Source organism: Streptomyces sp. NPDC050416, assembly GCF_044458845.1.
In the GTDB taxonomy this organism is placed as follows: Bacteria; Actinomycetota; Actinomycetes; order Streptomycetales; family Streptomycetaceae; genus Streptomyces.
Genome location: NZ_JBITII010000005.1, coordinates 433,373 through 455,621, shown reverse-complemented (window position 1 = coordinate 455,621; position 22,249 = coordinate 433,373). Strand labels below are relative to the sequence as shown.

The window sequence follows — 22,249 nt, the reverse complement described above, 5'->3', positions numbered from 1 at the left end:
ATGGGGAACGACATGGTGTCCAAGGGACGGGTCACGATCCGCGAGGTCGCCGAGCGGGCGGGCGTGTCGACGGCCACCGCCTCCCGCGCGCTCAGCGGCAACCACCCGGTGCCCCCGGCGACCCGGGCCCGGGTCCTGCGCGCGGCCCGCGACCTCGACTACGTGGCCAACGCGCACGCCCGCGCCCTGGTCGGCGGCGGCCGCAAGATGGCCGCCGTCGTGGTCCGCCAGGTCACCAGCCCCTTCTACGCCCAGGTCGCCGAGGGCGTGGAGGCGGAGGCCGCCGACCGGGGCTGGCTCTGCGTGGTCGGCGCCACCGGCGGCGACGCCCAGCGCGAGATGGAGTTCGTGCAGCTCATGCGGGAGGAGGGCGCCCGGCTGGTGATCCTGGTCGGCGGGGTCGTCGAGGACGACGCCTACCGCGAGCGCGTCGCCCACTACGCCCACGCCCTCGACTCCTCCGGAGCCCGGCTGGTGCTCTGCGGCCGGCCCGCGCCCGACCCGGAGATCCCGGCGCTCGTCGTCGAGTTCGACAACGAGGCCGGGGCCCGCGCCATCACCGCCCACCTGCTGTCGGCCGGGCACCGCGGGATCGTCTTCCTCGGCGGACTGCCCGGCAACACCGCCCTCGACGCCCGCGTCGCCGGTTACCGGGCCGCCCTCGCCGAGCACGGGCTGCCGCCCGAGGCCGCACACGTCGTCGACTGCGGCCTCGGCCGGGCCGCCGGCCACCGCGCGATGGCCGAACTCCTCAAATCCCCAAGGGAGTTCACCGCGGTGTTCGCCGGGGACGACATGGTCGCCGCCGGAGCCCTGCGCGCCATCGCCGACACCGGACTGCGCGTCCCCGGCGACATCTCCGTCGTCGGCTACAACGACATCCCGCTCGCGGAGGACTTCAACCCGCCCCTCACCACCGTCCGCACCCCCGCCGAGGAACTCGGCCGCGCCGCCGTGCGCATCGCGCTGCGCGACCCCGAGCACGCCGCCGGGGCCCACCATCTGCTCGGCACCCACATCGTCGTACGCGACAGCGTCGGCGCGCCCCCGCCCGGGCGCGCCCTGTGACCAACGGAGGAACCGCACCCGCATGAGCGCGCCGCACGTGTCGCTCCCCGACCCGACGCACCTCCCGAACCTGCCACACCTGCCACCCCCCGACCCGCTGACCTCGCCGCTCACCGGCTGGACCCGCGCTCACTGGGAGGCGATCGCCGACCGCCTCCTCGACGCCCTGACGCCCTACGCCTCCCCGGGCCTGGCCCAGTACCGGCTGCCCGGCCCGCCCAGCCACTCCGGGCCCTGGTCGGACGGGTTGGAGGGCTTCACCCGCTCCTTCCTGCTGGCCGCGTTCCGCATCGCCGGTTCGGGCGGGCAGGGCGTGTCCGGCCTGATCGAGCGGTACGCGGCAGGGCTCACGGCCGGCACCGACCCGCGCGGCCCCGACCGCTGGCCGCCCATCACCGACCGGTCCCAGCCCATGGTCGAGGCCGCGTCGCTGGCCGTCGCCCTGCACGAGACCCGCCCGTGGATCTGGGACCGGCTCGACGACCGGGTACGGCAGCGGGTCGCCGACTGGCTCGGCGGCTTCGTCGGAGCCGTGGTCAACGACTCCAACTGGCGGCTGTTCCAGGTCATCACCGAGGAGTTCCTCGCCTCCGTCGGCGCCCCGCACAACCGCACCGAGATCGACGCCGGCCTCGCCCGCCTGGAGGACTGGTACCGGGGCGACGGCTGGTACACCGACGGCGACGGCCGCAAGTTCGACTACTACAACGCCTGGGCGCTGCACCTCTATCCGGTCCTGTGGGCCCGTATCGCCGGGCCGCGCGCGGACCCCCGGCTGGTCTCGGAACACCGGACGCGCCTGCGGTCGTTCCTCCACGCCCACCAGCACTTCTTCGGCGCCGACGGCGCGCCGGTCCACCAGGGCCGCTCGCTCACCTACCGGTTCGCGACGGCGGCGCCGTTGTGGGCGGGTGCCCTCGCCGACGCTACCCCGCTGCCGCCCGGCCGCACCCGCCGTCTCGCCTCCGGCGCGCTGAAGCACTTCGCCGAGCGCGGTGTACCCGACGCCCGGGGACTGCTCACGCTCGGCTGGTACGGGCCCTTCCTCCCCGTCACCCAGCGGTACTCGGGCCCGGCCTCCCCGTACTGGGCGAGCAAGGCCTTCCTCGGCCTGCTCCTGCCCGCCGACCACCCCGTGTGGACGGCGCCCGAGGACCCCGGCCCGGTGGAGACGGCCGACATTCGCCTCGCGTTACGGGCGCCGGGCTGGCTCCTGCACTCCACCGCCGCCGACGGGATCGTCCGGCTCGTCAACCACGGCAGCGACCGGCTGCCACCCCCACCCGCAAGGGCCGAGGACAGCCCGCACTACGCCCGATTCGCCTACTCCAGTGCGACGGCGCCCGAGACACCACCGGCACCGCGGGTGGGTCCCGACAACCACATCGCCCTGCTCGCCCCCGACGGCACGCCCACCCCGCGCGGCCGCATCCACCCGCTCGGCGTCGAAGGCACGCGGGCCGCCTCCTGGCACCGGGCGGTGCTCCCGGGCAGCGACGAAGGACACCGCATCGAGACGGTCAGCGTGGTGCACGGCCCCTGGGAGGTCCGGGCGCACCGCGTCGACGCGCCCCCCGGCACGCCCGTACGCGAAGGAGGCTGGGCCGTCGCCGACGACGGTGCGCCGCCGGTCGCGTCGACCGGCCCCGGCTGGGCACTGGCCCGCCGCGCGGACGGCCTGACCAGCACGCTCGTCGGCCTGCACGGGTGGCAGGACGCCGCGACGGCGGTGGCCCACGCGGTCGGCACCAATGCCTGCGGCCACCACTCGGCGACCCCGTACCTGACCCTGCCCGCCCACCCGGGCGGCACCCACCTCCTGGTGACTCTCGTCGTGTTGAGCGCCGACCCTAAGACGAACGGCGACCCGCACGCGTGGCGTTCAGGACCGCGCGTACGGGTCGCCGCGACCGGCGAGGTGGAGATCCGCTTCCCGGACGGCACCCGGGAACGGGTGCCGCGGTAACCGGGTCAGGCCGCAGCGCGGCCCCGCGTCACCGCCTTCCTCAGCAGCGGCCAGGCCAGCAGCAGCACGATCACCGCGTACACCGTCACCGCGAACGGCGTGTTGAACAGCCCCGTCACACTGCCGTCGCTGATCTGCAGCGCGCGCCGCAACTGCTGCTCGGCGTTCGGGCCGAGGATCACGCCGATGACGGCGGGCAGCACCGGCAGGCCGTAGCGGCGCATGCCGAAGCCGATCAGGCCGATGATCAGCAGGATCACCAGGTCGATCACCTCACCGCCGACCGCGTAGGCGCCGACCGCCGCGAAGAACATGATCCCGGCGTACAGGTACGGCCGCGGAATGCGCAGCAGCTTCGCCCACACCGGCGCCAGCGGCAGGTTGAGCGCGAGCAGCAGCACCATGCCGACGAAGAGCGAGGCGATCAGGCCCCAGACCAGGTCGGGTTCGCGCTCGAAGAGCAGCGGGCCGGGCTGGATGCCGTACTGCTGGAAGGCCGCCAGCATCACGGCCGCGACCGCCGTGGTCGGCAGGCCCAGGGTCAGCATGGACACCAGCGTGCCCGCCGCCGAGGCCGACGCCGCCGACTCCGGACCGGCCACGCCCTCGATGGCCCCCTTGCCCCACTCGTCCTTGTGCTTCGACAGGCGCTTCTCCGTCACGTACGACAGGAAGGTCGGGATCTCCGCGCCGCCCGCCGGGATCGCGCCGAACGGGAAGCCGATGAACGGGCCGCGCAGCCACGACTTCCAGGTCCGGTTCACATCCCCGCGCCCCAGCCACGGACGCCCCACGGGGATCGGCTCCGGCGGGCTGCGCCGCAGGTGCGCCGCCACCCACAGGGCCTCGCCGATCGCGAACAGACCGACCGCGACGATCACCACGTCGATGCCGTCGGCCAGTTGCAGCGAACCGAAGGTCAGACGCTGCTGGCCGGTCATCTGGTCCAGGCCCACCAAGCCCAGAGTGAGACCGATGAGCAGGGAGGCGAGGCCCCGGACGCGGGACGAGCCCAGCACCGACGTCACCGCGATGAACGCCAGCACCATGATCGCGAAGTAGTCCGGCGCGCCGATGTCCACGGCCAGTTCGGCGACCGTCGGGGCGAGCGCCACCAGCAGGATCGTGCCGATCAGACCGCCCGCGAAGTGTCCTACGGCGGCCGCCGCGAGAGCCTGCGCGCCGCGCCCGGACTTGGCCATGGGGTTGCCCTCCATGGCCGCCACCACCGCCGCGCTCTCGCCGGGCGTGTTGAGCAGGATGGAGGTGGTCGAGCCGCCGAACATCGCGCCGTAGTAGATGCCGGCGAACATGATGAACGCGCCGGTCGGCTCGAGCCCGTACGTCACCGGCAGCAGCAGCGCGACCGCCATCGCCGGGCCGATGCCGGGCAGCACGCCGATCGCCGTGCCGAGCAGCACTCCGATGACGGCCCACAGCAGGTTGACCGGAGTGAGGGCCGTACCGAAGCCGTCCAGAAGGGAGTTGAAGGCGTCCATGTCACAGCACTCCCATCAGCGGACCGCCGGGCAGGGGCACGCCGAGCAGGTTGTTGAAGACGACGTAGGTGACCAGGGACAGCCCGGCCGCGATGAGCGGATCGCGGTCGATCCTGCGGCTGCCGAGCGCGAACGCCGCACCCCAGAACAGCAGCGCGCCCGCGACGGGAAAGCCGAGCGGCTCGATCAGCACGGCCGAGCCGAGGAACACCCCGGCGAGCAGCAGCACCGTGCGCCAGTCGGCGGGTTCCGACAGGTCGACGTCCTCGCCGGTCTCGGCCTGGCCCCGGCCGCCGCGCAGCACGTCCACGGCGAGCAGGGCGGCGATCACCAGCAGGCCGGCGCCGACCACGACGGGCACGGTCTTCGGGCCGACCGGACCGCGCTGGGCGATGTCGACGTCCATGGTGAGCGCGTCCGTCAGGACGAGCACGCCCAGCACCAGCAGCAGCACGCACACGCCGAGTTCGGAGTGCTCCTGCAGCCACGAGCGCCGCTCTCTGCGCTCCGCGGGGGGTATGTCGGTGGTCTGCGTCGTCACAGTCCCAGCTCCTTCAGCACCGAAACCACGCGCTTGTCCTCGGCGTCGAGGAACGCGCCGAACTTCTCCCCGGTGAGGAAGGCGTCGTCCCAGCCGTTCTGCTCCAGGGACTTGCGCCATTCGTCCGAACCGTGCAGTTCCTCGAGCAGCCGCACGAGCTTGCCGCGCTCTCCGTCGGACAGGCCGGGTGGGGCGACGATGCCGCGCCAGTTGGTGAAATTCACGTCGTACCCGGCCTCCTTCAAGGTGGGCGCGTCCAGCCCCTCGACGCGCTCGGGGCCGGTGACCGCGAGGAGCCGCAGCTCGCCCGCCTTGATCTGGTCCAGGTACTCGCCGACGCCGGACACACCGAAGGCGACCTTGTTGCCGAGGATCGACGCGAGCAGCTCGCCGCCCCCGTCGAACGGGATGTAGTTGACCCGCTTCGGGGGGATCCCGGCGGCCCGGGCCATCAGCATCGGCGCGAGATGGTCGGGCCCGCCGGGCGAGGAGCCGCCGCCCACCGGGAGCTTGCCCGGGTTCTCCTTCCAGGCGCCGATGAGATCGTCGATCGTCTTGTACGGCGAGTCCTTGGCGACCACGACGACGTCCTGCTCCTCGGTGAGCCGGGCGATCGGCGTGGTGTCGCCCAGCGTCTTGGGCGCGTCGTTGGAGCGGACGGCGCCCACGACCCCGAGGCCCATGGACATGGCGAGCTTGCCGTTGCCGTGCTCGCTCACCAGTCGGCTCAGGCCCACGGTGCCGCCGGCGCCGGGCAGGTTGAACACCTCGATGTTGTGGGTCAGTTCGGCGTCCTCGGCGTTCTTCGCGGCCGTACGGGCCGTGATGTCGTAGCCGCCGCCGGGCGTGTTGGGGACCATGAAACGCAGGCCCGGGATCTGTGTGCCGGTCTCGGAGCCGCTGCCGGTGGTCAGCAGCGGCGGTCCGACGAGCACGAGCACGGCGGCCCCGAGCAGGGCGAGGGGGGTGCGCAGGCGCACGTGTGCCACCACCTGTCGGTACGTCGTTGCGGGTAGGGAAGGCCCTGTGGGGGAGGGTGACGTGGGCCACATGGTGCACCGGCGCCGACAGGCTGTCTCTCTTGCGGAACCAACGGAGGTTCTGGTCTTTGTGGTCACCGGACCGCGGAGGAGGCCGGGGGCTCGCGGCCCGGACCCCGTGAGCCCCCGGCTCAGCGGGCGGATGCCGTGAGCCCCCGGCTCAGCGGGCGGGCGGTGGCGCAGCTCACGTCCCGGGACGGCAGGCGCCCCGTGGCGAGGTACGCGTTGACCGTGTCGTCGACGCACGGCACGCCGTAGACGCCGTACACCGCGTGCTGGTCGGCGTCGGTCACGGTGATCAGCCGCGAGGAGGGCCACATGCCGCGGACCGCCCGGGCGCCGTCGTAGTCGGTGCGCGGGTCCCCGGTCGCGTTGACCAGCAGGGCCGGCAGGTCGTCCCGGATCGCGGTCGGACGCTCGCGCGGCCGGTCCCAGAACGTGCACGGGTTGAGGTTGTTGGTCACGGGCACGAACAGCGGGTCCTCGGCCCGGCTGCGCTGCACATCGCGCCAGTACACCTCCGGGTCGCGCGGAGCGGGGCCGTCGCCGCACAGGATCGCCGTCTGCACGCTGCCGTAGGGGGAGTCGGTGTCCGTGAGCACGAACTCGAGGACCCCGGCGAGCCACGGGGACGGCGTGACCCGCTGCCCCCGCGACGCCCGCAGCATGTCCCGGACGCCCTGCGCGAAGTCCCCGTAGGCGGCGTCGTTGTGCTGCGACAGGCCGTTGAAGGCGACGATCGGCATCACGTGCTCGTCCAGCCGGTAGTCGCCGAGCCGCAGCGGCGTACGGGCCGCGGCATCGCGGACGCGCTCCACGGCCGCCAGCACCTCGCCCCGGGTACGCCCCGGCCCGTACGTCGCCTCGCGGGCGGCGGCCCAGGACGCCCAGCCCTCCAGCGCGCGGCGGTTGGCCCGTTCGACGCCCCGGAGCAGCCTCGGTCCGTACCGGTCCGGGTCGATCACACCGTCCAGGACGACCCGGTCGGTCTGGCCGGGGAACATCGTGGTGTACACCTCGCCGAGGTAACTGCCGTACGAATAGCCCAGGTAGGAGATCCGCCGCTCGCCGAGCGCGGCCCGGACGACGTCCACGTCGCGGGCGGTGTTACGGGTGGTGGCGTGGGGGAGGACATCGCCCGCGTGGGTGCGGCAGCGCTCGGCGAGGTCTTTCGAGAAGGCGGCCACGCGGTCGAAGCCCGCCCGGTCCTCACCCGCCCCGCGCCAGGCCGAGTCGGCCAGCGGCAGTCCAGCGGTGTGCTGCGGCCGACGAAACGGGGATTCACGCCGACCACGTCGTACCGGGCGGCGACGTCCTTCATCGCCTTGCGCACCCACGGCGGGTCGCCGAGGGTCTGCCCGCCGGGGCCGCCGCCGTTGAGCAGCAGCGGACCGACGCGGCGGCCGGTGTCGGTGGCGCGGATGCGGGATATCGCGACGGTGATCGTGCGGCCGCCGGGGTCCGAGTAGTCCAGCGGTACGGTCACGTCGGCGCAGCGGGCGCCCGCCTGCTCCAGTTCCTTGCCGGTCGTGTCGTCCGGTCCGAGCACGCAGCTCTTCCAGGTGAGGCGCTGGTGGTGGTAGCGGGCGAGGGGGTCGGAGCCGGGACTCGCCCCTGCCGTGGCGGGCAGTGCGGTCAGGGCGAGGGCGGCGGCCGTCAGAGCCAGGGCCGGCCTTGTCGCGGTTCCCGGGAAGCGGGATATCACGGGTGGATGTCCTTCCTGTCGCCGATGCCCCCTCGGGACGGGCAGGGACATGCCGGAGAGGAGGGCTCGGTGCGACAGAACGCTAGGGACGGGCCGCGGTTCGATCACACCGGCTGGCAGCCCGGTTCCCGGTGGGGTCAGCACCAGCGTCCATGGTGGTGACAACAACCCGAATCTCATCCCCGAGCTGGGAGAACGCCCGGGAAGACCTTGTGCAGGTCGCTGCAGGGGGGTTGTCCAGACATTCGCTCACGCCTAGGGTCGGCTACCGGGTGCAAGCGCTTTCCAAGGCGCTTTCCAAGGTGCTGTCCCCAGTGCTTTCGAAAGTGCTTCCCCAGCGTGTGTCCGCCGGCCGTCCGAGGAGCGCCGCATGTCCGTGTCCCCAGGGTCTCCCACCCGCCGCCGCGTGGCCGTCGTCGGCACCGGAGCGATCGTCATCGGCAGTCATCTGCCGGCGCTGCGGGCCCACTCCGACCGGGTGGAACTGGTCGCCGCCGTCGACGTCGACCAGGAGCGCCTCGACGCCTTCCGCGAGCTGGCCGGAGACCAGGTCGCCGGGTACACCTCGGTGGACGCGATGCTGGACGCCGTCCGTCCCGATCTGGTCCTCATCGGGACGCCGCCCTCCCTGCACCGCGACCAGACTGTGGCCGCGCTCAAGGCCGGGGCCTGGGTGCTGTGCGAGAAGCCGCTCACCCTGTCGCTCGCCGAGTACGACGAGATCGCCGCCGCCGAGGAGGCCTCCGGGGCGTACGCGGCGGTCGTCTTCCAGCACCGCTACGGCTCCGGCGCGGTGCACGCCCGCGAGCTGATCACCAGCGGCGAGCTGGGCGCTCCGCTGGTGGCGCACTGCCAGACCACCTGGCACCGGGACGCCGCCTACTACGCCGTGCCGTGGCGCGGCAAGTGGGCCAGCGAGGGCGGCGGCCCCACCATGGGCCACGGCATCCACCAGTACGACCTGATGCTGCACCTGCTCGGCGAGTGGGAGGAGATCCGCGCCATGGCCGCCCGGCTCGTCCACGACACCGAGAGCGAGGACGTCTCCACCGCGCTGGTCCGGTTCAGGAGCGGCGCCCTCGCCACCGTCGTCAACAGTGTGCTGTCCCCGGACGAGGTGAGCCGTATCCGCATCGACTGCGCGGACGCCACCGTCGAACTCACCCACCTGTACGGCCACTCCAACGACAGCTGGGTCTACACCCCGGCCCCGCACGTCGCCTCCGACCGCGCCATCGCCTGGCGGACCCCCTCGAACGACGTGCCCAGCTCGCACACCGCCCAGCTGGGCGCCCTCCTCGACGCCTACGACAACGGCACACGGCCACCGGGCAGCGGCAAGGACGCCCGCGCCACCCTGGAGTTCGCCGCCGCCCTGTACAAGGCGGCGTTCACCGGCCGCTCCGTCCACGCGGGCGAGATCGGACCCGGCGACCCCTTCTACGAGGCCATGCACGGCGAGTACCCCGACTGGGCCCCCAAGGAGCGCGCATGAGCATCCGCGTCACCCACACCCACGGCGAGGACATCGCCGTCAGGGCGGCGAACGGCACGGAGATCCTCCGCTACGTCTACCGCCCCGACCCGGATCCCTTCGAGTCCCGCAAGCCGTACGCCCACCCGGTGCGCACCCTGTCCGGCCGGACGGTCACCGGCTACCGGCCGAACGACCACCGCTGGCACAAGGGCCTGCAGATGACCGCGAGCCATCTGTCCGGCCAGAACTTCTGGGGCGGCAACTGCTACGTCCACGGCCAGGGCTATCTGCGCCTGCCCGAGCGCGTCGGCTCGATGCGGCACGACGGCTTCGCGGAGTTCACGGTCGAGGACGACCGCCTCGCCTTCACCGAGGAGCTCACCTGGGTCGAGAACGGCGGCGAGGAGTGGGCGCGCGAGGTGCGGGGGCTGACCGTCCATTCGGTGGACGAGGAGGCCGGCGCCTGGGCCCTGGACTGGTCGATCCGCCTCACCAACGTCCGTTCCGAGCCGCTGGCCTTCGGCTCCCCGACCACCGCCGGTCGTGAGATGGCCGGCTACACCGGACTCCAGTGGCGCGGCCCGCGCGACTTCACCGGCGGCACGGTCTTCGCCCCGGACACCGACGCCGACGCGGGCAAGCTGATGGGCACCCAGGGCCCCTGGCTCGCCTTCACCACCGAGCACGACGACGTCGACGGCCACTCCACCCTCGTCTTCGCGCACGCGCCCGAGAACCTCGACGAGACGTCCGCGATCCATGAGTCGCACTGGTTCGTCCGCTCCGAGCCCTTTCCGACGGTCGCCTTCTCCTGGGCGTTCTTCGAGGAGTTCGAACTCCCGCCGGGCGAGTCCTTCGCCTTCCGGTACCGGCTCGTCGTCGCCGACGGCGCCTGGGACCGCGACCGGGTCGGCACGCACCTGGAGGGCCTGCCGTGGTGAACGACGCCAAGCCCGCCCTGCCGCACCCGTTGCCCGGCGCGATCGGCCTGTCCCATCTGAGCGCCTACGACTGGGAGGCCGCCGACGGCGTCTGCGGCGGCAGCCCGCATCTGCACCTGGTGTGCACCGAGGCGTACGTCGTCACCGGCGGCCGGGGCGCGGTCCAGACGCTGAGTCCCGACGGCTACCGGGACATCCCCCTCGCGCCCGGCTCCCTCGCCTGGTTCACGCCGGGCACCGTCCACCGCATGGTGCAGGGCGGCGATCTGCGCATCACCGTGCTGATGCAGAACAGCGGCTTGCCCGAGGCCGGGGACGCCGTGTTCACCTTCCCGCCCGAGGTGCTCGCCGACCCGGAGAAGTATGCCGCCGCGGCGACCCTGCCGCCCGGCACGGGGCCGGAGACGGCGGCGGCCGCCCAGCGCCGCCGGGACCTCGCCGTGCAGGGCTACCTCGCGCTGCGCGAGGCGCTCGTCGCCGGCGACGACGGCCCGTACCTGGAGTTCCAGCGGGCCGCAGCCCGGATCGTGCGCGACAAGGTGCCCACCTGGCGCGCCCTGTGGCGGGCGGGCGCCCTGGCCACCGCCGAACGCACCGGCGCCCAGCTCGACGCGCTGGCCGACGGCGAACCGGCCTACCTCGGCGAGGCCACCGCCTACGAGGCCGCGCCCACCCGGCTCGGCGGCTTCGGCATGTGCGGCCGGCGCGACGAGTACAACCTGCCCGGGACGACGCTGCCGTACCAGGGGGAGTAACCGCACCGACGAGGGGGGCCTCAACCGAACTCCGAGGAGAAGAGAGGTGACCTCGGCATGCCCGCACACAGGACAAAGGGGTTCTGCGCGTCGGCCGCCGTACTGGCACTGTGTGCCGTGCTGGCGGGCTGCGGAGGATCCGGGGAATCGGCCGGCGGCGGCAAGGTCGTGCTGCGCTACACGTGGTGGGGCAACCCCGACCGCGCGGAACGCACCGAGCAGGCCGTCACACTGTTCGAGAAACAGCATCCGGGCGTCGACGTGACGACGTCGTTCTCCGGCTACGACGCCTACAAACAGAAGCTCGCCACCCAGGCCGCCGGCGGTGACGCCCCGGACGTCATGCAACTGGACTACCGCCAGATCGACCAGTACGCCTCCGGCGGCGTCCTGCTCGACCTGGCGAAGCAGAAAGCCGTCCTGCGCACCTCCGAGATCGACCAGGGCCTGCTCGCCACCGGCCGCGTGGACGACGTCCAGTACGCGATCCCGCAGGGCCGCGGCACCGAGACCGTCGCCTACGACGTCGGGACCTGGAAGAGGTCGGGCGTGCCCCTCCCCGGCAAGAGCTGGACCTGGAGCCAGTGGGCCGACACCATGCGCGCCCTGGCCAAGAAGACCGGCAAGCCCGGGGCGACCGACCCCGGACAGAGCGAGGACGCCTTCGAGGTCTGGCTGCGCGGGCAGGGCAAGGCCCTCTACACGGAGGACGGCCGTCTCGGCTTCACCGCCGACGACCTCACCCGCTGGTGGACCTTCACCGACAAGCTGCGCCGCGAGGGCGCCGTCTCGCCCGCCGAGCAGACCACCCAGCTCGACGGCTCCGTCGAGAACACCCCGCTGGGGCGCGGCACGTCCGTCACCGACGCCAACTGGGACGCCCCGGCCAGCGGCTTCCTCGCCCTCGTCAAGGGCGGCGTCGCCCTCGCGCCCATGCCGTCGGGTGAGGACGGCACCCCCGGCCAGTACTTCAAGCCCTCCATGTTCGTCGGAGTCTCCGCCAACACGGCCCACCCGAAGGAGGCGGCACAGCTCGTCGACTTCCTGGTCAACGACCGGCAGGCCGCGAAGATCCTCGGCGCGAGCCGCGGCATCCCCGTCAACGAGACCGTCCGCGACGAAATCGGCCCGCAGCTCAAGGACTTCGACAAGACCATCGCCGACTTCCAGGCATCCCTGGAGGGCAAGCTCAAGGACCCGCCCCAGGCACCGCCGACGGGCGACAACGCCCTCCAGAGCACCTTCCAGCGCGACTACGACCAGGTGTCCTACGAGCGCATGTCACCCCGCGAGGCGGCCGAGAACTACATCACCGAGGCGAAGGCGGAGCTGAGGTCATGACCACCACCGCGATCCCCACGGAGACGAAACGCGTCCCCGCCACCGCCCCGAAGCGCCGCCCCAAACGCGAACGCGAGGGCGCCGCCTGGGTGTTCCTCTCGCCCTGGGTCCTCGGCGCGGTCGTCCTGACCCTGCTGCCGATGGCCGTGTCGCTGTACCTGTCGTTCACCGACTACGACCTGTTCAACCCGCCGAAGTGGGTGGGCCTGCGCAACTACGTCCAGATGTTCACCGAGGACCCGCGCTACTGGCGCTCGGTAGTGACGACGGTGACGTACGTCGTCATCGCCGTACCCCTGCAACTCGCGCTGGCCCTCGTCGTGGCGCTCGCGCTCAAGGGCATGAAACGCGGCAAGGCCTTTTACCGCTCCGCCTTCTACGCGCCCTCGCTGCTCGGCGCGTCGATGTCCATCGCCCTGGTCTGGCGGGCGGTCTTCAACGACGGCGGCACGGTGGACAACCTGCTCGGCACCGGCGGCTGGGTCAACAAGCCCGGCTGGTCGCTGCTGGCCGTGGCCCTGCTGACGGTGTGGCAGTTCGGCGCGCCGATGGTCATCTTCCTCGCCGGGCTCCAGCAGATACCGGCCGAGCTGTACGAGGCGGCGGCGGTCGACGGGGCCGGGAAATGGCGGCAGTTCCTGTCCGTCACCGTGCCGATGCTGTCCCCGGTGCTGTTCTTCAACCTGGTCCTGCAGACCATCCAGGCCTTCCAGGTGTTCACGCCCGCCTTCGCGGTCAGCGCCGGCAAGGGCGGGCCGGCCGACTCGACCCTCGTCTACACCATGTACCTCTACGACCGCGGCTTCGTCGCCTCCCACATGGGCTACGCCTCCGCCATGGCCTGGGTGCTGCTCCTCGTGATCGGTGTGGTCACGGCGGTGCTGTTCCGCACCTCCCGCTCCTGGGTCTTCTACGCCTCCGAGGGGGACCGATGACCTCGACCGCCGTTACCCACAAGCCCGTCCGCTGGGGGCGGGTCGCCATCCACCTGGGCTGCCTGGCCGCCCTGCTGGTCATGCTGTACCCGCTGGCGTGGCTGCTGGCGACCTCACTCAAGCCCGCCGACGAGGTCATCGCCAGCCTCGACCTGCTGCCCAGCCACCTGGAGTGGTCGAACTACTCCACCGCCATGGAGGGCGTCAACGACGTCTCCATCTGGCGGCTGCTCGGCAACTCCCTGCTGATCGCCGGCGGCGCGGTCCTCGGCAACGTCATCAGCTGCTCGCTCGCCGCCTACGCCTTCGCCCGCCTCAGGTTCCGGCTGCGCGGGCCGCTGTTCGCCTTCATGATCGCAACGATCATGCTGCCGCACCACGCGGTGCTGATCCCGCAGTACATCATCTTCAACCAGCTCGGCCTGGTGAACACCTACTGGCCGCTGATCCTGCCGAAGTTCCTCGCCACCGAGGCGTTCTTCGTCTTCCTCATCGTGCAGTTCATGCGCGGCCTGCCGCGCGAACTGGAGGAGGCGGCCCGGATCGACGGCTGCGGGCCCTTCCGCAGCTTCTTCCAGGTCGTGCTTCCCCTCACCCGGCCGGCCCTGATCACCACCGCCATCTTCACCTTCATCTGGACCTGGAACGACTTCTTCACCCAGCTCATCTACCTGTTCGACCCGGACAAGTTCACGCTGACCCTCGCGCTGCGGTCCTTCGTGGACGCCTCCAGCACCTCCGCGTTCGGCCCGATGTTCGCGATGTCGGTGATCGCGCTGCTGCCGATCGTGCTGTTCTTCCTCGCCTTCCAGCGGTTCCTGGTGGAGGGCATGGCCAGCTCCGGACTGAAAGGGTGAGCGGGATGCGGACACGCGAGCCCGGTGAGGTGTTCGGGCCGCGCATGACGCTGTTCGCGGACGTGCTGAGCGTCGGCCTCGCCACGTCGGTGGCCTGCCTGCCGCTGGTGACCGCACCGGCCGCGCTGTCGACGGCGTGCGCCGTACTCCGAGGCGCCGGACAGGACCGACCCGTCACGGCCGGGCGGTACCTGATCCTGCTGCGGCAACGACTGCGAGCCGGTGACCTGCTGGCGGGGGCCGTCGCCCTGGCGGGTCTGCTGCTGCTCGCGGCCGATTTGGCGCTGGCCGGGGCGGGGCTGCCCGGCGCGCCGCTGTTCGCCGTGATCGCCGCCGCCCTCGGCGCCTGCGCGGCGGTCGTCGGCCTGCGGGCCTGCGCCCGCCCCGAGTCGCTCACCGACTGGCGTGCGGCGGTGCGCGGGGCCGCCCGGGACGCCGTGGCGGACGCGGGCGGCAGCGGACTGGTCCTGCTCGCCGTGGCGACGGCCGCGCTGTGCGCCTGGATGCTGCTGCCCCTGGCCTTCCTGGCCCCGGGACCGCTCGCCCTGGCACTCACGGCCGTCGACGTACGCCGGTCCGCCGCTGTTGCCCTGCGATAGCCAACGCCTGCGACAGCACTGCGTGGACGTACTGCGGCCTCACTCCCGCAGGGCAGCGCCGATGCTGATCCGCGGCCACGAACGGGCCGCCGTGAGAAGCGCCTGCGTCCTGGCCGACGGAGTGGCCGCCGCCGCTGCCGCCGCCAGGGCCGCCGCTGCGCTCGCGATGCCGAGGACCGCGCCCGCGGCCACGTCGCCCGGATAGTGCACGCCCGTGTGGATACGGGAGTAGCCGACGGCGCTCGCGAGCGCCCCGAGCGGCACCGCGGCGGGCGGCAGGACCACGCCGACGGCGGTGGCGAACGCGACCGCCGATGCCGTGTGCCCCGACGGGAACGAGGCCGACGTCGGCATCGGAACGTGCCGGTCCACCGTCACGCGGGCCGCCTCCCGGTCCGGCCGGGCCCGGCGCACCAGGCGCTTGCCGAGCAGATTCGCGGAGGCCGAGGCCACGGCGATCGCCCCGACGCCGGCGAACGCGGCCCTCCTCGGCCGCTTCCCGCCCAGCGCCAGGGCCGCGGCGATGGCGAACGAGATCTTTGAGTGGTCGGCCGCGTGCGACAGATGGCGCAGCGTCCGGTCGAGCGTGGGCGTGGGAGTGGCGGCCACCGCCGCGTACAGGGCGCCGTCCACGGCCCTGAGATCGCCCATGACGGCGCCCAGGAGCCGGCCGGGCCCGCCCGAGGGCTTCCCGTCCGCCGGGAGCGGACGAAGGGCGTCCTCGCCTGTGGTCGTCGGATCGGTCATGTGCTTCTCCCCGCAGTGGCCTTCCCAGCAAGGTACCGGCTCACGCCGGGCGCACACTCGGCGCCCCTGCGAGCCGGTACCTCCCGAGTGCCCACGTCGGGCGACCGAACCCGTCTGCTGAACTGAGGGCATGACGTCCCTGCCGCACCGGGTTCTGGGCGCCCTCGAACGATTCCACGCCGCCCGTCCCTGGGATCACAACGCCCACTTCCACCGCTGGATCCCGCGGCAGCTCCCCAGGCGGGTCGGGAGCGTCCTGGACGTGGGGTGCGGCAGCGGCGATCTCGCCCGGCTGCTGGCCGGCCGGGCCGAGCGGGTGCACGGGGTCGACGCCGACCCGGTGATCATCGCCCGGGCGCGGGAGCTGACCCCCCGGGGCGGTCCCGGTGACGTACACGGTGGCCGACGCGCCGGCCGGGCTGCCCGCCGGTCCGTACGACGTCATCACCTGTGTCGCCGTGGTCCACCACCTGCCGTTCAGCCAGGCGCTCCAGGCCTTCCGTGACCGTCTGGCCCCCGGCGGCACCCTGGTGATCGTCGGTGTCTCCCGGGAGCGGACACCCGTCGACCACCTCCTCGGCGTCGCGTCGATCCCGCTCAACATCGTCATGGCCCTGCTCAAGAACCGGGGCCGCCCGGTGTCTCGCCCCGTCTCCATGACGGCCCGCACGCGACCGGCGGCCATGACCTTCCCGGAGATCGTCCGCGAGGCCCGGACCGTCCTGCCCGGCGCCCGCCTGCGCCGCCGCCTGCTCTGGCGCCACACGCTGGTGTGGCACCGCCCCTGACCCGCCACGGGCGGCAGCGCCGCATGCGCGGTGACGGTGACATGCCCCCTCTTGCAAGCGCGATCGACGCTTGACTTCATACCCCCTGGGGGTATGCTGAGCTGTATGGAGGCCCCGCATAGGAGCGGGAGGCCCCGTTCTGAAGGAGATGCCGGCCATGAACACCGGACTGAAGATCACGACCTTCGCCGCCGTTCTCGCGGCGACCTTCGGCACGGCCTACGGCGTCGGCCAGGGCATCGACCCCGTTGTCGCCGACAGCCCGCCGCGACACAAGGACGAGCACAGCCGGCCGTCACCCCCGCCGGAACAGGCCGACGGCCACGCCGGGCATGAAACGCCCCCGGCCGGCGGGCTCCAGATCTCCGAGGACGGCTACACCCTCGACCTCCAGACCCCGAGCGTCACCGCCGGGCAGCGGGCCGACCTGCGCTTCACGGTCAGGGACGGCGGCGGTCGCGCCGTCACCGCCTATCAGCGCGAGCATGACAAGGAACTCCACCTCATCGTGGCCTCACGCGACCTGGTCACCTACCGCCATCTGCACCCCACCCGGGCCGCCGACGGCACCTGGAGTACCCCCGTCGACCTGCCCCGCGCGGGCGGTTACCGCGTCTTCGCCGACTTCACCCCGGCGAAGAAGGGCGCCCGGAACCTCACCCTCGGCGCGGACCTCGCCGCCTCCGGCCCGTACCAGCCGGAGGAACTGCCCGCGCCGACCGCCACGGCCAGGACCAACGGCTACGAGGTGAAGCTGTCCGGCGCTCTGCGCCCCGGCGAGGCGGGCGAACTGAAGCTCGAGGTCTCCCGCGCCGGCCGGCCGGTCACCGACCTCCAGCCGTACCTCGGCGCGTACGGCCACCTCGTCGCCCTGCGCTCCGGCGACCTCGCCTACCTCCACGTCCACCCGAACGGCGAACCCGGCGACGGAAAGACCAGGCCCGGCCCGGACATCTCCTTCAAGGTCACGGCCCCCAGCGCCGGTTCCTACCGCCTGTTCCTCGACTTCAAGCACGACGGCAAGGTCCACACGGCGGCGTTCACCGTCAGGGCCGGGGGAGCGGCGGCCGGATCCGGTACCCCGGAGGGGCATGCGGACGACGGTCACGGGCACTGAGCGTCAGCCGAGCGCCCGGTCCAGATTGAAGGCGGCGCTGATCAGCGCGAGATGTGTGAACGCCTGCGGGAAGTTGCCCTGCTGCTCCCCGGTGTGGCTGATCTCCTCGGCGTACAGGCCGAGATGGTTGGCGTACGTCAGCATCTTCTCGAAGGCGAGGCGCGCCTCGTCGATACGGCCCGCGTGCACCATGGCCTCGACGTACCAGAACGAGCAGATGGAGAACGTGCCTTCGTCGCCGCGCAGCCCGTCCGGGCTGGACTGCGGGTCGTAGCGGTAGACCAGCGAGTCGGAGACCAGCTCCTCGGTGAGCGCGTCCAGCGTCGACAGCCACTTCGGATCGGTCGGGGCGATGAACTTCGTCAGCGGCATCATCAGCACGGCCGCGTCCAGCACGTCACCGTCCTCGTGCTGGACGAAGGCCCCGCGCGCCTCGGACCAGCCCCGGCTCATGATCCGCCGGTAGATCGTGTCGCGGCACCCCCGCCAGTGCAGCAGATCGGCGGGCAGGCCGCGCCGGGTGGCCATCCGGATGGCCCGCTCGATCGCCACCCAGCACATCAGCCGCGAGTACAGGAAGTTCTTGCGCCCGCCCCGCGTCTCCCAGATCCCCTCGTCGGGCTGGTCCCAGTTCTCGCACACCCAGTCCACCAGCGCGCACACGTCGTCCCACTGGCCACTGGAGATGGGCTTGGCCCACTTGTCGTAGAGGTAGATGGAGTCGATCAGCGCGCCGTAGATGTCGAGCTGGAGCTGGTCGGCCGCCGCGTTGCCGACCCGTACCGGCGCGGAACCCTCGTGGCCCTCCAGATGGCCGAGTGCCGTCTCGGGCAGCTCGGCGCGCCCGTCGATGCCGTACATGATCTGCAAGGGGCCGGAGGGCTTGCCGTCGCCCGGGCTGATGTGTCGGGTCACGAAGTCCATGAACTTCTCGGCCTCGCCGGTGAAGCCCAGCCGCAGCAGGGCGTAGACGCAGAAGGCCGCGTCGCGCACCCACACGTACCGGTAGTCCCAGTTGCGTTCGCCGCCGAGCCGCTCGGGCAGACTCGTGGTCGGCGCGGCCACGATCGCCCCGGTCGGCGCGTACGTCAGCAGCTTCAGCGTCAGCGCCGAGCGGTGCACCATCTCCCGCCAGCGGCCCCGGTACTTGGAGGCGGACAGCCAGCGCCGCCAGTACGCCACCGTCGCCGCGAACTGCTCCTCCGCCTCCGTGCGGGCACACCGGCGGGGCGCCACGTCGCCGCCCACCTTGTCCAGCGCGAACACCGCCGACTCGCCCTCGGAGAGCTTGAAGTCGCCGCGCACGTCCGGCCCGTCCGTCTCCAGCGGCACGGTCGCGGTCAGCGCGAGCGCCAGCCTCTCGGACTCGAAGAGCGCCGTGTCACCGGTCAGCCGGACGGTGTGCGGCCGGGTGCCGTAGTCGAACCGGGGAGCGACGCGGGTACGGAACGGGATCGAGCCGCGTACGCACACCACCCGGCGGATCAGCCGGTGCCGTTCCACCTCGGCGGGCTCGCCGTCGAGCGGCATGAAGTCCTGCACCTCGCCGACGCCGTCCTCGGTGAAGAACCGGGTGATCAGGACGTTGGTGTCGGGGAAGTAGAACTGCTTGGTCCGCGCCGGCACCGCCGCCGCCAGTTCGAAGCAGCCGCCGCGCTCCGCGTCCAGGATCGAGGCGAAGACGCTCGGCGCGTCGAAGGCCGGGCAGCAGTACCAGTCGATGGTGCCGTCCGTCCCCACCAGGGCCACGCTGCGCAGGTCGCCGATCAGCCCGTGCTCGGCGATCGGCAGATACCGCCGGCCGCCCGGCACGTCGTGGTCGCGCGCTGGTCCGCCCATGACGCCTCCTTGGCCCGGCATGCGCCTCAGCCCCAGCTTAGGCGGGCGGCCTGCCGGACGGGCGAGGAACGATTCGCCCTCATGCTTGATATTGCTCGAAATTCGGCGATACCTTGCAGGAACAAACAGAGCGGAGGATGCGGCATGACGCATGTCGAGGACGAGCTCACCAGCCAGCCCGAGTGCTGGGCAGGCGCCGCGTCACGGGCGGCCGGGTCCGCGGAGGTGCTGCCGGCGCCGGGGGAGCGGGTCGCGATCGTCGGCTGCGGCACCTCGTACTTCATGGCGCAGGCGGCCGCCGCCCTGCGCGAGGGCTCGGGCCAGGGCGAGACCGACGCGTTCGCCGCCTCCGAGTTCCCGTACGGCCGCGCCTACGACCGGGTCGTCGCCCTCACCCGCTCCGGCACCACGACCGAGGTCCTCGATCTGCTGGGCAGGCTGAAGGGCCGCACCCGCACCACCGCGATCACCGCCGACCCGGACGCGCCCGTGCGGACGGCAGCCGGCGACCTCGCCGTCCTCGACTTCGCGGACGAACGCTCCGTCGTGCAGACCCGGTTCGCCACCACGGCCCTCACCCTCCTGCGGGCCCACCTCGGCCTGCACTCCGACTCCGCCGTCACCGACGCGCGCACGGCCCTGACGGAGCCCCTGCCCGAAGGCCTCGTCGACTGCGCCCAGTTCACCTTCCTGGGACGTGGCTGGACCGTCGGCCTGGCCAACGAGGCCGCGCTGAAGATGCGCGAGGCGTCGCTGTCCTGGGCCGAGGCCTACCCGGCGATGGAATACCGGCACGGGCCCATCAGCGTCACCACGAGCGGCACCGCGACCTGGATGTTCGGCGAGGCACCCGAGGGGCTGGCGGACCAGGTGCGCTCCACCGGCGGACTGTGGATCGAGGGCCGGCTCGACCCCCTCGCCGAACTCGTCCGCGCCCAGCGCCTCGCGGTCGCCGTCGCCGCCGCCCGCGGCCTCGACCCGGACCGGCCCCGCCACCTCACCCGCTCGGTGATCCTCGCCCACTGACCCTGGAGGCACCGTGCCCCTGACCACCACCGGCGAGCTCGTCACCCGCGCCGCCGCGGCCCGTTCGGCCGTCGCCTCCTTCAACGTCATCACGCTGGAACACGTCGAGGCCGTCCTCGCGGGCGCCGAGTCCGTGCCCGCCCCCGTCGTGCTCCAGGTCAGCGAGAACGCGGTCAAGTTCCACGGCGGGCAGCTGTTCCCGCTCGCCCGCGCGGCCGTCGCCGCGGCCGAACGGGCCGTCGTACCCGTCGCGTTGCACCTCGACCACGTACAGAGCGAGACCCTGCTGCACCAGGCCGCGGAGGCCGGCTTCAGCTCCGTGATGTACGACGCGGCCCGGCTGCCCTACGCGGAGAACCTGGCCGCGACCCGGGCGGCGGTCGACCGGGCGCACGGACAAGGTCTGTGGATCGAGGCTGAGTTGGGGCAGATCGGGGGCAAGAACGGCAGACCCCCGCTGGACGCGCACGCCCCGGGCGCGCGCACCGACCCCGACGAGGCCCGGGCCTTCGTCGCCGACTCGGGCGTGGACGCCCTGGCCGTCGCCATCGGCAGCGCCCACGCCATGACGACCCGCACCGCCACCCTCGACCACGCCCTGCTCAAACAACTGTCGGCCGCGCTGGACGTCCCGCTCGTCCTGCACGGCTCCTCCGGCGTCCCGGACGGCGAACTCACGGCGGCGGTCGCCGGCGGCATCGCCAAGGTCAACATCGGCACGGCCCTGAACATCGCGCTGACCGGCGCGATCCGGGAGTTCCTCGCCGACCGGCCCGAGGCGGTCGACCCGCGCGGCTACCTGACGGTCGCCCGGGAGGCCATGACCCGGACGGTGGCGCGGACCCTCCAGACTCTCGGCGCGGCTACCGCTTGACGGCCTTCAGCACCACGAACTTCGGATCGCTCGCCACCAGCCGGCTGTTGCCGAACAGCTTCCGCAGCTTGACGTGGTAGCCCAGATGCCGGTTGCCGATCACCCACAGCTCACCGCCCGGCCGCAGCGCACGCCGCGCCCCCGTGAACATCCGCCAGGCCGTGGCGTCCGTCGTCGCCTGATGGGAGTGGAACGGCGGGTTGTTCAGGACCAGATCGACACTGCCGGACGGCACGCCCGCCAGCCCGTCCCCGACCCGGAACTCGGCGTGCCCCGGCACCCCGTTCGCCTTGTACGTCGCCTCCGCCGAGGCCACGGCCTGGAACGACTCGTCCACGAACAGCACCTCGGCCGCCGGGTCGGCCAGCGCCACCGCCGTACCGACCACGCCGTTGCCGCACCCCAGGTCCACCACGCGCCGGCCGCCCCCGCCGCTCGGCAGATGCTCCAGGAAGAACCGGGTGCCGATGTCGAGCCGGTCGGCGCAGAAGACACCCGCGTGGTTCACGACCGTGCGCCCCGACGCGGGTCCGATGCCGTCCGGGAGCGTGTAGACGTACGGCCACGGACTGGCGGGCCGCTCCAGGGCGGGATCGGGCGTACAGAAGATCAGCCGGGCCTTCTTCTCGGCGAGCGAGGTGCGGGTCGGGCCGAGGATCCGCTCGAACAACCGCAGCGTCGAGGTGTGGATCTCCTTCACCATGCCCGCGCCCACGACGACCGTCCCCGCGTGCACCGCCGGCGCCAGCCGCAGCAACTGGTCCTCCAGCAGCGCCAGGCTCTTCGGCACCCGCACGAGCAGCACGTCGACCTGGCCGGGCGGCGGATCCTGCGTGGTGAGCAGCCGGACCGCGCCGGGCTCGACGCCGTGCCGCGCGAGATTGGCCCGGGTCGCCTCCTGGGTCAGATGGGAATCCGTGATCTGCGCCGGCCGGTGCTCCGCGAGCGCCGTGACCAGGGCACCCCAGCGGTCCCCGACGACCACGACCGTGCCCGAGAGCGGAATCCCCTCCTGCGCCAGATACCTCAGCAGGTACTCGTCGGAGGCGTCCCAGGCGCGCAGCCTGTCGCGCGGGTCCTCGGGGAAACGGGTCAGCGCGAACTCGCCCCAGGGCGTCGTCATACGGTCGTTCA

18 protein-coding genes and 2 pseudogenes are annotated in these 22,249 nt (G+C 72.5%); 13 read left to right on the top strand and 7 right to left on the bottom strand.

Annotation, left to right across the window (positions count from 1 at the left end; translation table 11 throughout):
• Both ACIBL4_RS18730 and ACIBL4_RS18725 read left to right on the top strand, forming a co-directional pair.
• Positions 1-1,068 carry a LacI family DNA-binding transcriptional regulator gene (locus ACIBL4_RS18730; protein WP_399411294.1) on the top strand — a complete coding sequence of 356 codons (1,068 nt, stop codon included), beginning with the start codon at positions 1-3 and terminating at the stop codon, positions 1,066-1,068.
• Positions 1,069-1,090: 22 nt separating this feature from the next.
• Positions 1,091-3,034: a DUF2264 domain-containing protein gene (locus ACIBL4_RS18725; protein WP_399411292.1), complete on the top strand. Its 1,944-nt coding sequence runs from the start codon at positions 1,091-1,093 to the stop codon at positions 3,032-3,034.
• Positions 3,035-3,039: 5 nt separating this feature from the next.
• On the opposite strand, the gene ACIBL4_RS18720 is transcribed toward ACIBL4_RS18725, so the two are convergent.
• The 4 genes and pseudogenes from ACIBL4_RS18720 to ACIBL4_RS18705 form a co-directional block, all read right to left on the bottom strand.
• The gene (locus ACIBL4_RS18720) at positions 3,040-4,533 is read right to left on the bottom strand and encodes a tripartite tricarboxylate transporter permease (protein WP_399411290.1); all 1,494 of its coding nucleotides are present in this window, start codon (positions 4,531-4,533) and stop codon (positions 3,040-3,042) included.
• A gap of 1 nt (position 4,534) precedes the next feature.
• Positions 4,535-5,074, bottom strand: coding sequence for a tripartite tricarboxylate transporter TctB family protein (locus ACIBL4_RS18715; RefSeq protein WP_399411288.1), 540 nt, complete (start codon positions 5,072-5,074; stop codon positions 4,535-4,537).
• The gene (locus ACIBL4_RS18710; protein WP_399411585.1) at positions 5,071-6,054 is read right to left on the bottom strand and encodes a Bug family tripartite tricarboxylate transporter substrate binding protein; all 984 of its coding nucleotides are present in this window, start codon (positions 6,052-6,054) and stop codon (positions 5,071-5,073) included. The genes ACIBL4_RS18715 and ACIBL4_RS18710 overlap by 4 nt, the downstream gene beginning before the upstream one ends.
• Positions 6,055-6,245: 191 nt before the next feature.
• Positions 6,246-7,870: pseudogene (locus tag ACIBL4_RS18705) on the bottom strand (alpha/beta hydrolase).
• Positions 7,871-8,189: 319 nt separating this feature from the next.
• Between ACIBL4_RS18705 and ACIBL4_RS18700 the strand changes: the two are divergent.
• Genes ACIBL4_RS18700 through ACIBL4_RS18670 form a run of 7 tightly spaced genes read left to right on the top strand, consistent with a single transcriptional unit; the run spans position 8,190 to position 14,724 of the window.
• Positions 8,190-9,314 carry a Gfo/Idh/MocA family protein gene (locus ACIBL4_RS18700; RefSeq protein ID WP_399411286.1) on the top strand — a complete coding sequence of 375 codons (1,125 nt, stop codon included), beginning with the start codon at positions 8,190-8,192 and terminating at the stop codon, positions 9,312-9,314.
• The gene (locus ACIBL4_RS18695) at positions 9,311-10,237 is read left to right on the top strand and encodes a PmoA family protein (protein ID WP_399411284.1); all 927 of its coding nucleotides are present in this window, start codon (positions 9,311-9,313) and stop codon (positions 10,235-10,237) included. The genes ACIBL4_RS18700 and ACIBL4_RS18695 overlap by 4 nt, the downstream gene beginning before the upstream one ends.
• Positions 10,231-10,992, top strand: a complete 762-nt coding sequence (locus ACIBL4_RS18690; protein ID WP_399411282.1) for a cupin domain-containing protein — start codon at positions 10,231-10,233, stop codon at positions 10,990-10,992. Before ACIBL4_RS18695 ends, ACIBL4_RS18690 begins: the two co-directional genes overlap by 7 nt.
• 57 nt (positions 10,993-11,049) lie before the next feature.
• A complete protein-coding gene (locus tag ACIBL4_RS18685; RefSeq protein WP_399411280.1) occupies positions 11,050-12,333 on the top strand; it encodes an ABC transporter substrate-binding protein in 1,284 nt (427 codons plus the stop codon).
• Complete coding sequence (locus ACIBL4_RS18680) at positions 12,330-13,268, top strand: carbohydrate ABC transporter permease (protein ID WP_399411278.1); 939 nt, start codon at positions 12,330-12,332, stop codon at positions 13,266-13,268. The genes ACIBL4_RS18685 and ACIBL4_RS18680 overlap by 4 nt, the downstream gene beginning before the upstream one ends.
• Positions 13,265-14,125, top strand: a complete 861-nt coding sequence (locus ACIBL4_RS18675; protein WP_399411276.1) for a carbohydrate ABC transporter permease — start codon at positions 13,265-13,267, stop codon at positions 14,123-14,125. The genes ACIBL4_RS18680 and ACIBL4_RS18675 overlap by 4 nt, the downstream gene beginning before the upstream one ends.
• A gap of 5 nt (positions 14,126-14,130) precedes the next feature.
• A complete protein-coding gene (locus ACIBL4_RS18670) occupies positions 14,131-14,724 on the top strand; it encodes a hypothetical protein (RefSeq protein ID WP_399411274.1) in 594 nt (197 codons plus the stop codon).
• A 39-nt stretch (positions 14,725-14,763) separates the two neighbouring features.
• Here ACIBL4_RS18670 and ACIBL4_RS18665 read toward each other — a convergent pair whose 3' ends face one another.
• On the bottom strand, positions 14,764-15,471 hold the full coding sequence (locus ACIBL4_RS18665) for a phosphatase PAP2 family protein (RefSeq protein WP_399411272.1): 708 nt from the start codon (positions 15,469-15,471) through the stop codon (positions 14,764-14,766).
• A 130-nt stretch (positions 15,472-15,601) separates the two neighbouring features.
• Between ACIBL4_RS18665 and ACIBL4_RS18660 the strand changes: the two are divergent.
• Positions 15,602-16,259 (top strand): annotated as a pseudogene (locus ACIBL4_RS18660) (class I SAM-dependent methyltransferase).
• A gap of 157 nt (positions 16,260-16,416) precedes the next feature.
• Positions 16,417-17,376, top strand: a complete 960-nt coding sequence (locus ACIBL4_RS18655) for a hypothetical protein (RefSeq protein WP_399411270.1) — start codon at positions 16,417-16,419, stop codon at positions 17,374-17,376.
• Positions 17,377-17,379: 3 nt separating this feature from the next.
• On the opposite strand, the gene ACIBL4_RS18650 is transcribed toward ACIBL4_RS18655, so the two are convergent.
• A complete protein-coding gene (locus tag ACIBL4_RS18650; RefSeq protein WP_399411268.1) occupies positions 17,380-19,215 on the bottom strand; it encodes a glycoside hydrolase family 15 protein in 1,836 nt (611 codons plus the stop codon).
• A gap of 144 nt (positions 19,216-19,359) precedes the next feature.
• On the opposite strand from ACIBL4_RS18650, the gene ACIBL4_RS18645 reads away from it, so the two are divergent.
• Together ACIBL4_RS18645 and ACIBL4_RS18640 are read left to right on the top strand one after the other, a co-directional pair.
• Positions 19,360-20,241: an SIS domain-containing protein gene (locus tag ACIBL4_RS18645; protein WP_399411266.1), complete on the top strand. Its 882-nt coding sequence runs from the start codon at positions 19,360-19,362 to the stop codon at positions 20,239-20,241.
• Between the two features lie 13 nt (positions 20,242-20,254).
• On the top strand, positions 20,255-21,115 hold the full coding sequence (locus tag ACIBL4_RS18640; RefSeq protein ID WP_399411264.1) for a ketose-bisphosphate aldolase: 861 nt from the start codon (positions 20,255-20,257) through the stop codon (positions 21,113-21,115).
• Here ACIBL4_RS18640 and ACIBL4_RS18635 read toward each other — a convergent pair.
• Complete coding sequence (locus tag ACIBL4_RS18635) at positions 21,105-22,238, bottom strand: methyltransferase (protein ID WP_399411583.1); 1,134 nt, start codon at positions 22,236-22,238, stop codon at positions 21,105-21,107. The genes ACIBL4_RS18640 and ACIBL4_RS18635 overlap by 11 nt on opposite strands.
• Positions 22,239-22,249 lie beyond the last annotated feature (11 nt).

Coding starts and splice junctions, on each gene's coding strand:
- ACIBL4_RS18730 (WP_399411294.1), top strand. CDS start 1: ATGGGGAACGACATGGTGTCCAAGGGACGGGTCACGATCCGCGAGGTC.
- ACIBL4_RS18725 (WP_399411292.1), top strand. CDS start 1,091: ATGAGCGCGCCGCACGTGTCGCTCCCCGACCCGACGCACCTCCCGAAC.
- ACIBL4_RS18720 (WP_399411290.1), bottom strand. CDS start 4,533: ATGGACGCCTTCAACTCCCTTCTGGACGGCTTCGGTACGGCCCTCACT.
- ACIBL4_RS18700 (WP_399411286.1), top strand. CDS start 8,190: ATGTCCGTGTCCCCAGGGTCTCCCACCCGCCGCCGCGTGGCCGTCGTC.
- ACIBL4_RS18695 (WP_399411284.1), top strand. CDS start 9,311: ATGAGCATCCGCGTCACCCACACCCACGGCGAGGACATCGCCGTCAGG.
- ACIBL4_RS18685 (WP_399411280.1), top strand. CDS start 11,050: ATGCCCGCACACAGGACAAAGGGGTTCTGCGCGTCGGCCGCCGTACTG.
- ACIBL4_RS18680 (WP_399411278.1), top strand. CDS start 12,330: ATGACCACCACCGCGATCCCCACGGAGACGAAACGCGTCCCCGCCACC.
- ACIBL4_RS18675 (WP_399411276.1), top strand. CDS start 13,265: ATGACCTCGACCGCCGTTACCCACAAGCCCGTCCGCTGGGGGCGGGTC.
- ACIBL4_RS18670 (WP_399411274.1), top strand. CDS start 14,131: ATGCGGACACGCGAGCCCGGTGAGGTGTTCGGGCCGCGCATGACGCTG.
- ACIBL4_RS18665 (WP_399411272.1), bottom strand. CDS start 15,471: ATGACCGATCCGACGACCACAGGCGAGGACGCCCTTCGTCCGCTCCCG.
- ACIBL4_RS18655 (WP_399411270.1), top strand. CDS start 16,417: ATGAACACCGGACTGAAGATCACGACCTTCGCCGCCGTTCTCGCGGCG.
- ACIBL4_RS18650 (WP_399411268.1), bottom strand. CDS start 19,215: ATGGGCGGACCAGCGCGCGACCACGACGTGCCGGGCGGCCGGCGGTAT.
- ACIBL4_RS18645 (WP_399411266.1), top strand. CDS start 19,360: ATGACGCATGTCGAGGACGAGCTCACCAGCCAGCCCGAGTGCTGGGCA.
- ACIBL4_RS18635 (WP_399411583.1), bottom strand. CDS start 22,238: ATGACGACGCCCTGGGGCGAGTTCGCGCTGACCCGTTTCCCCGAGGAC.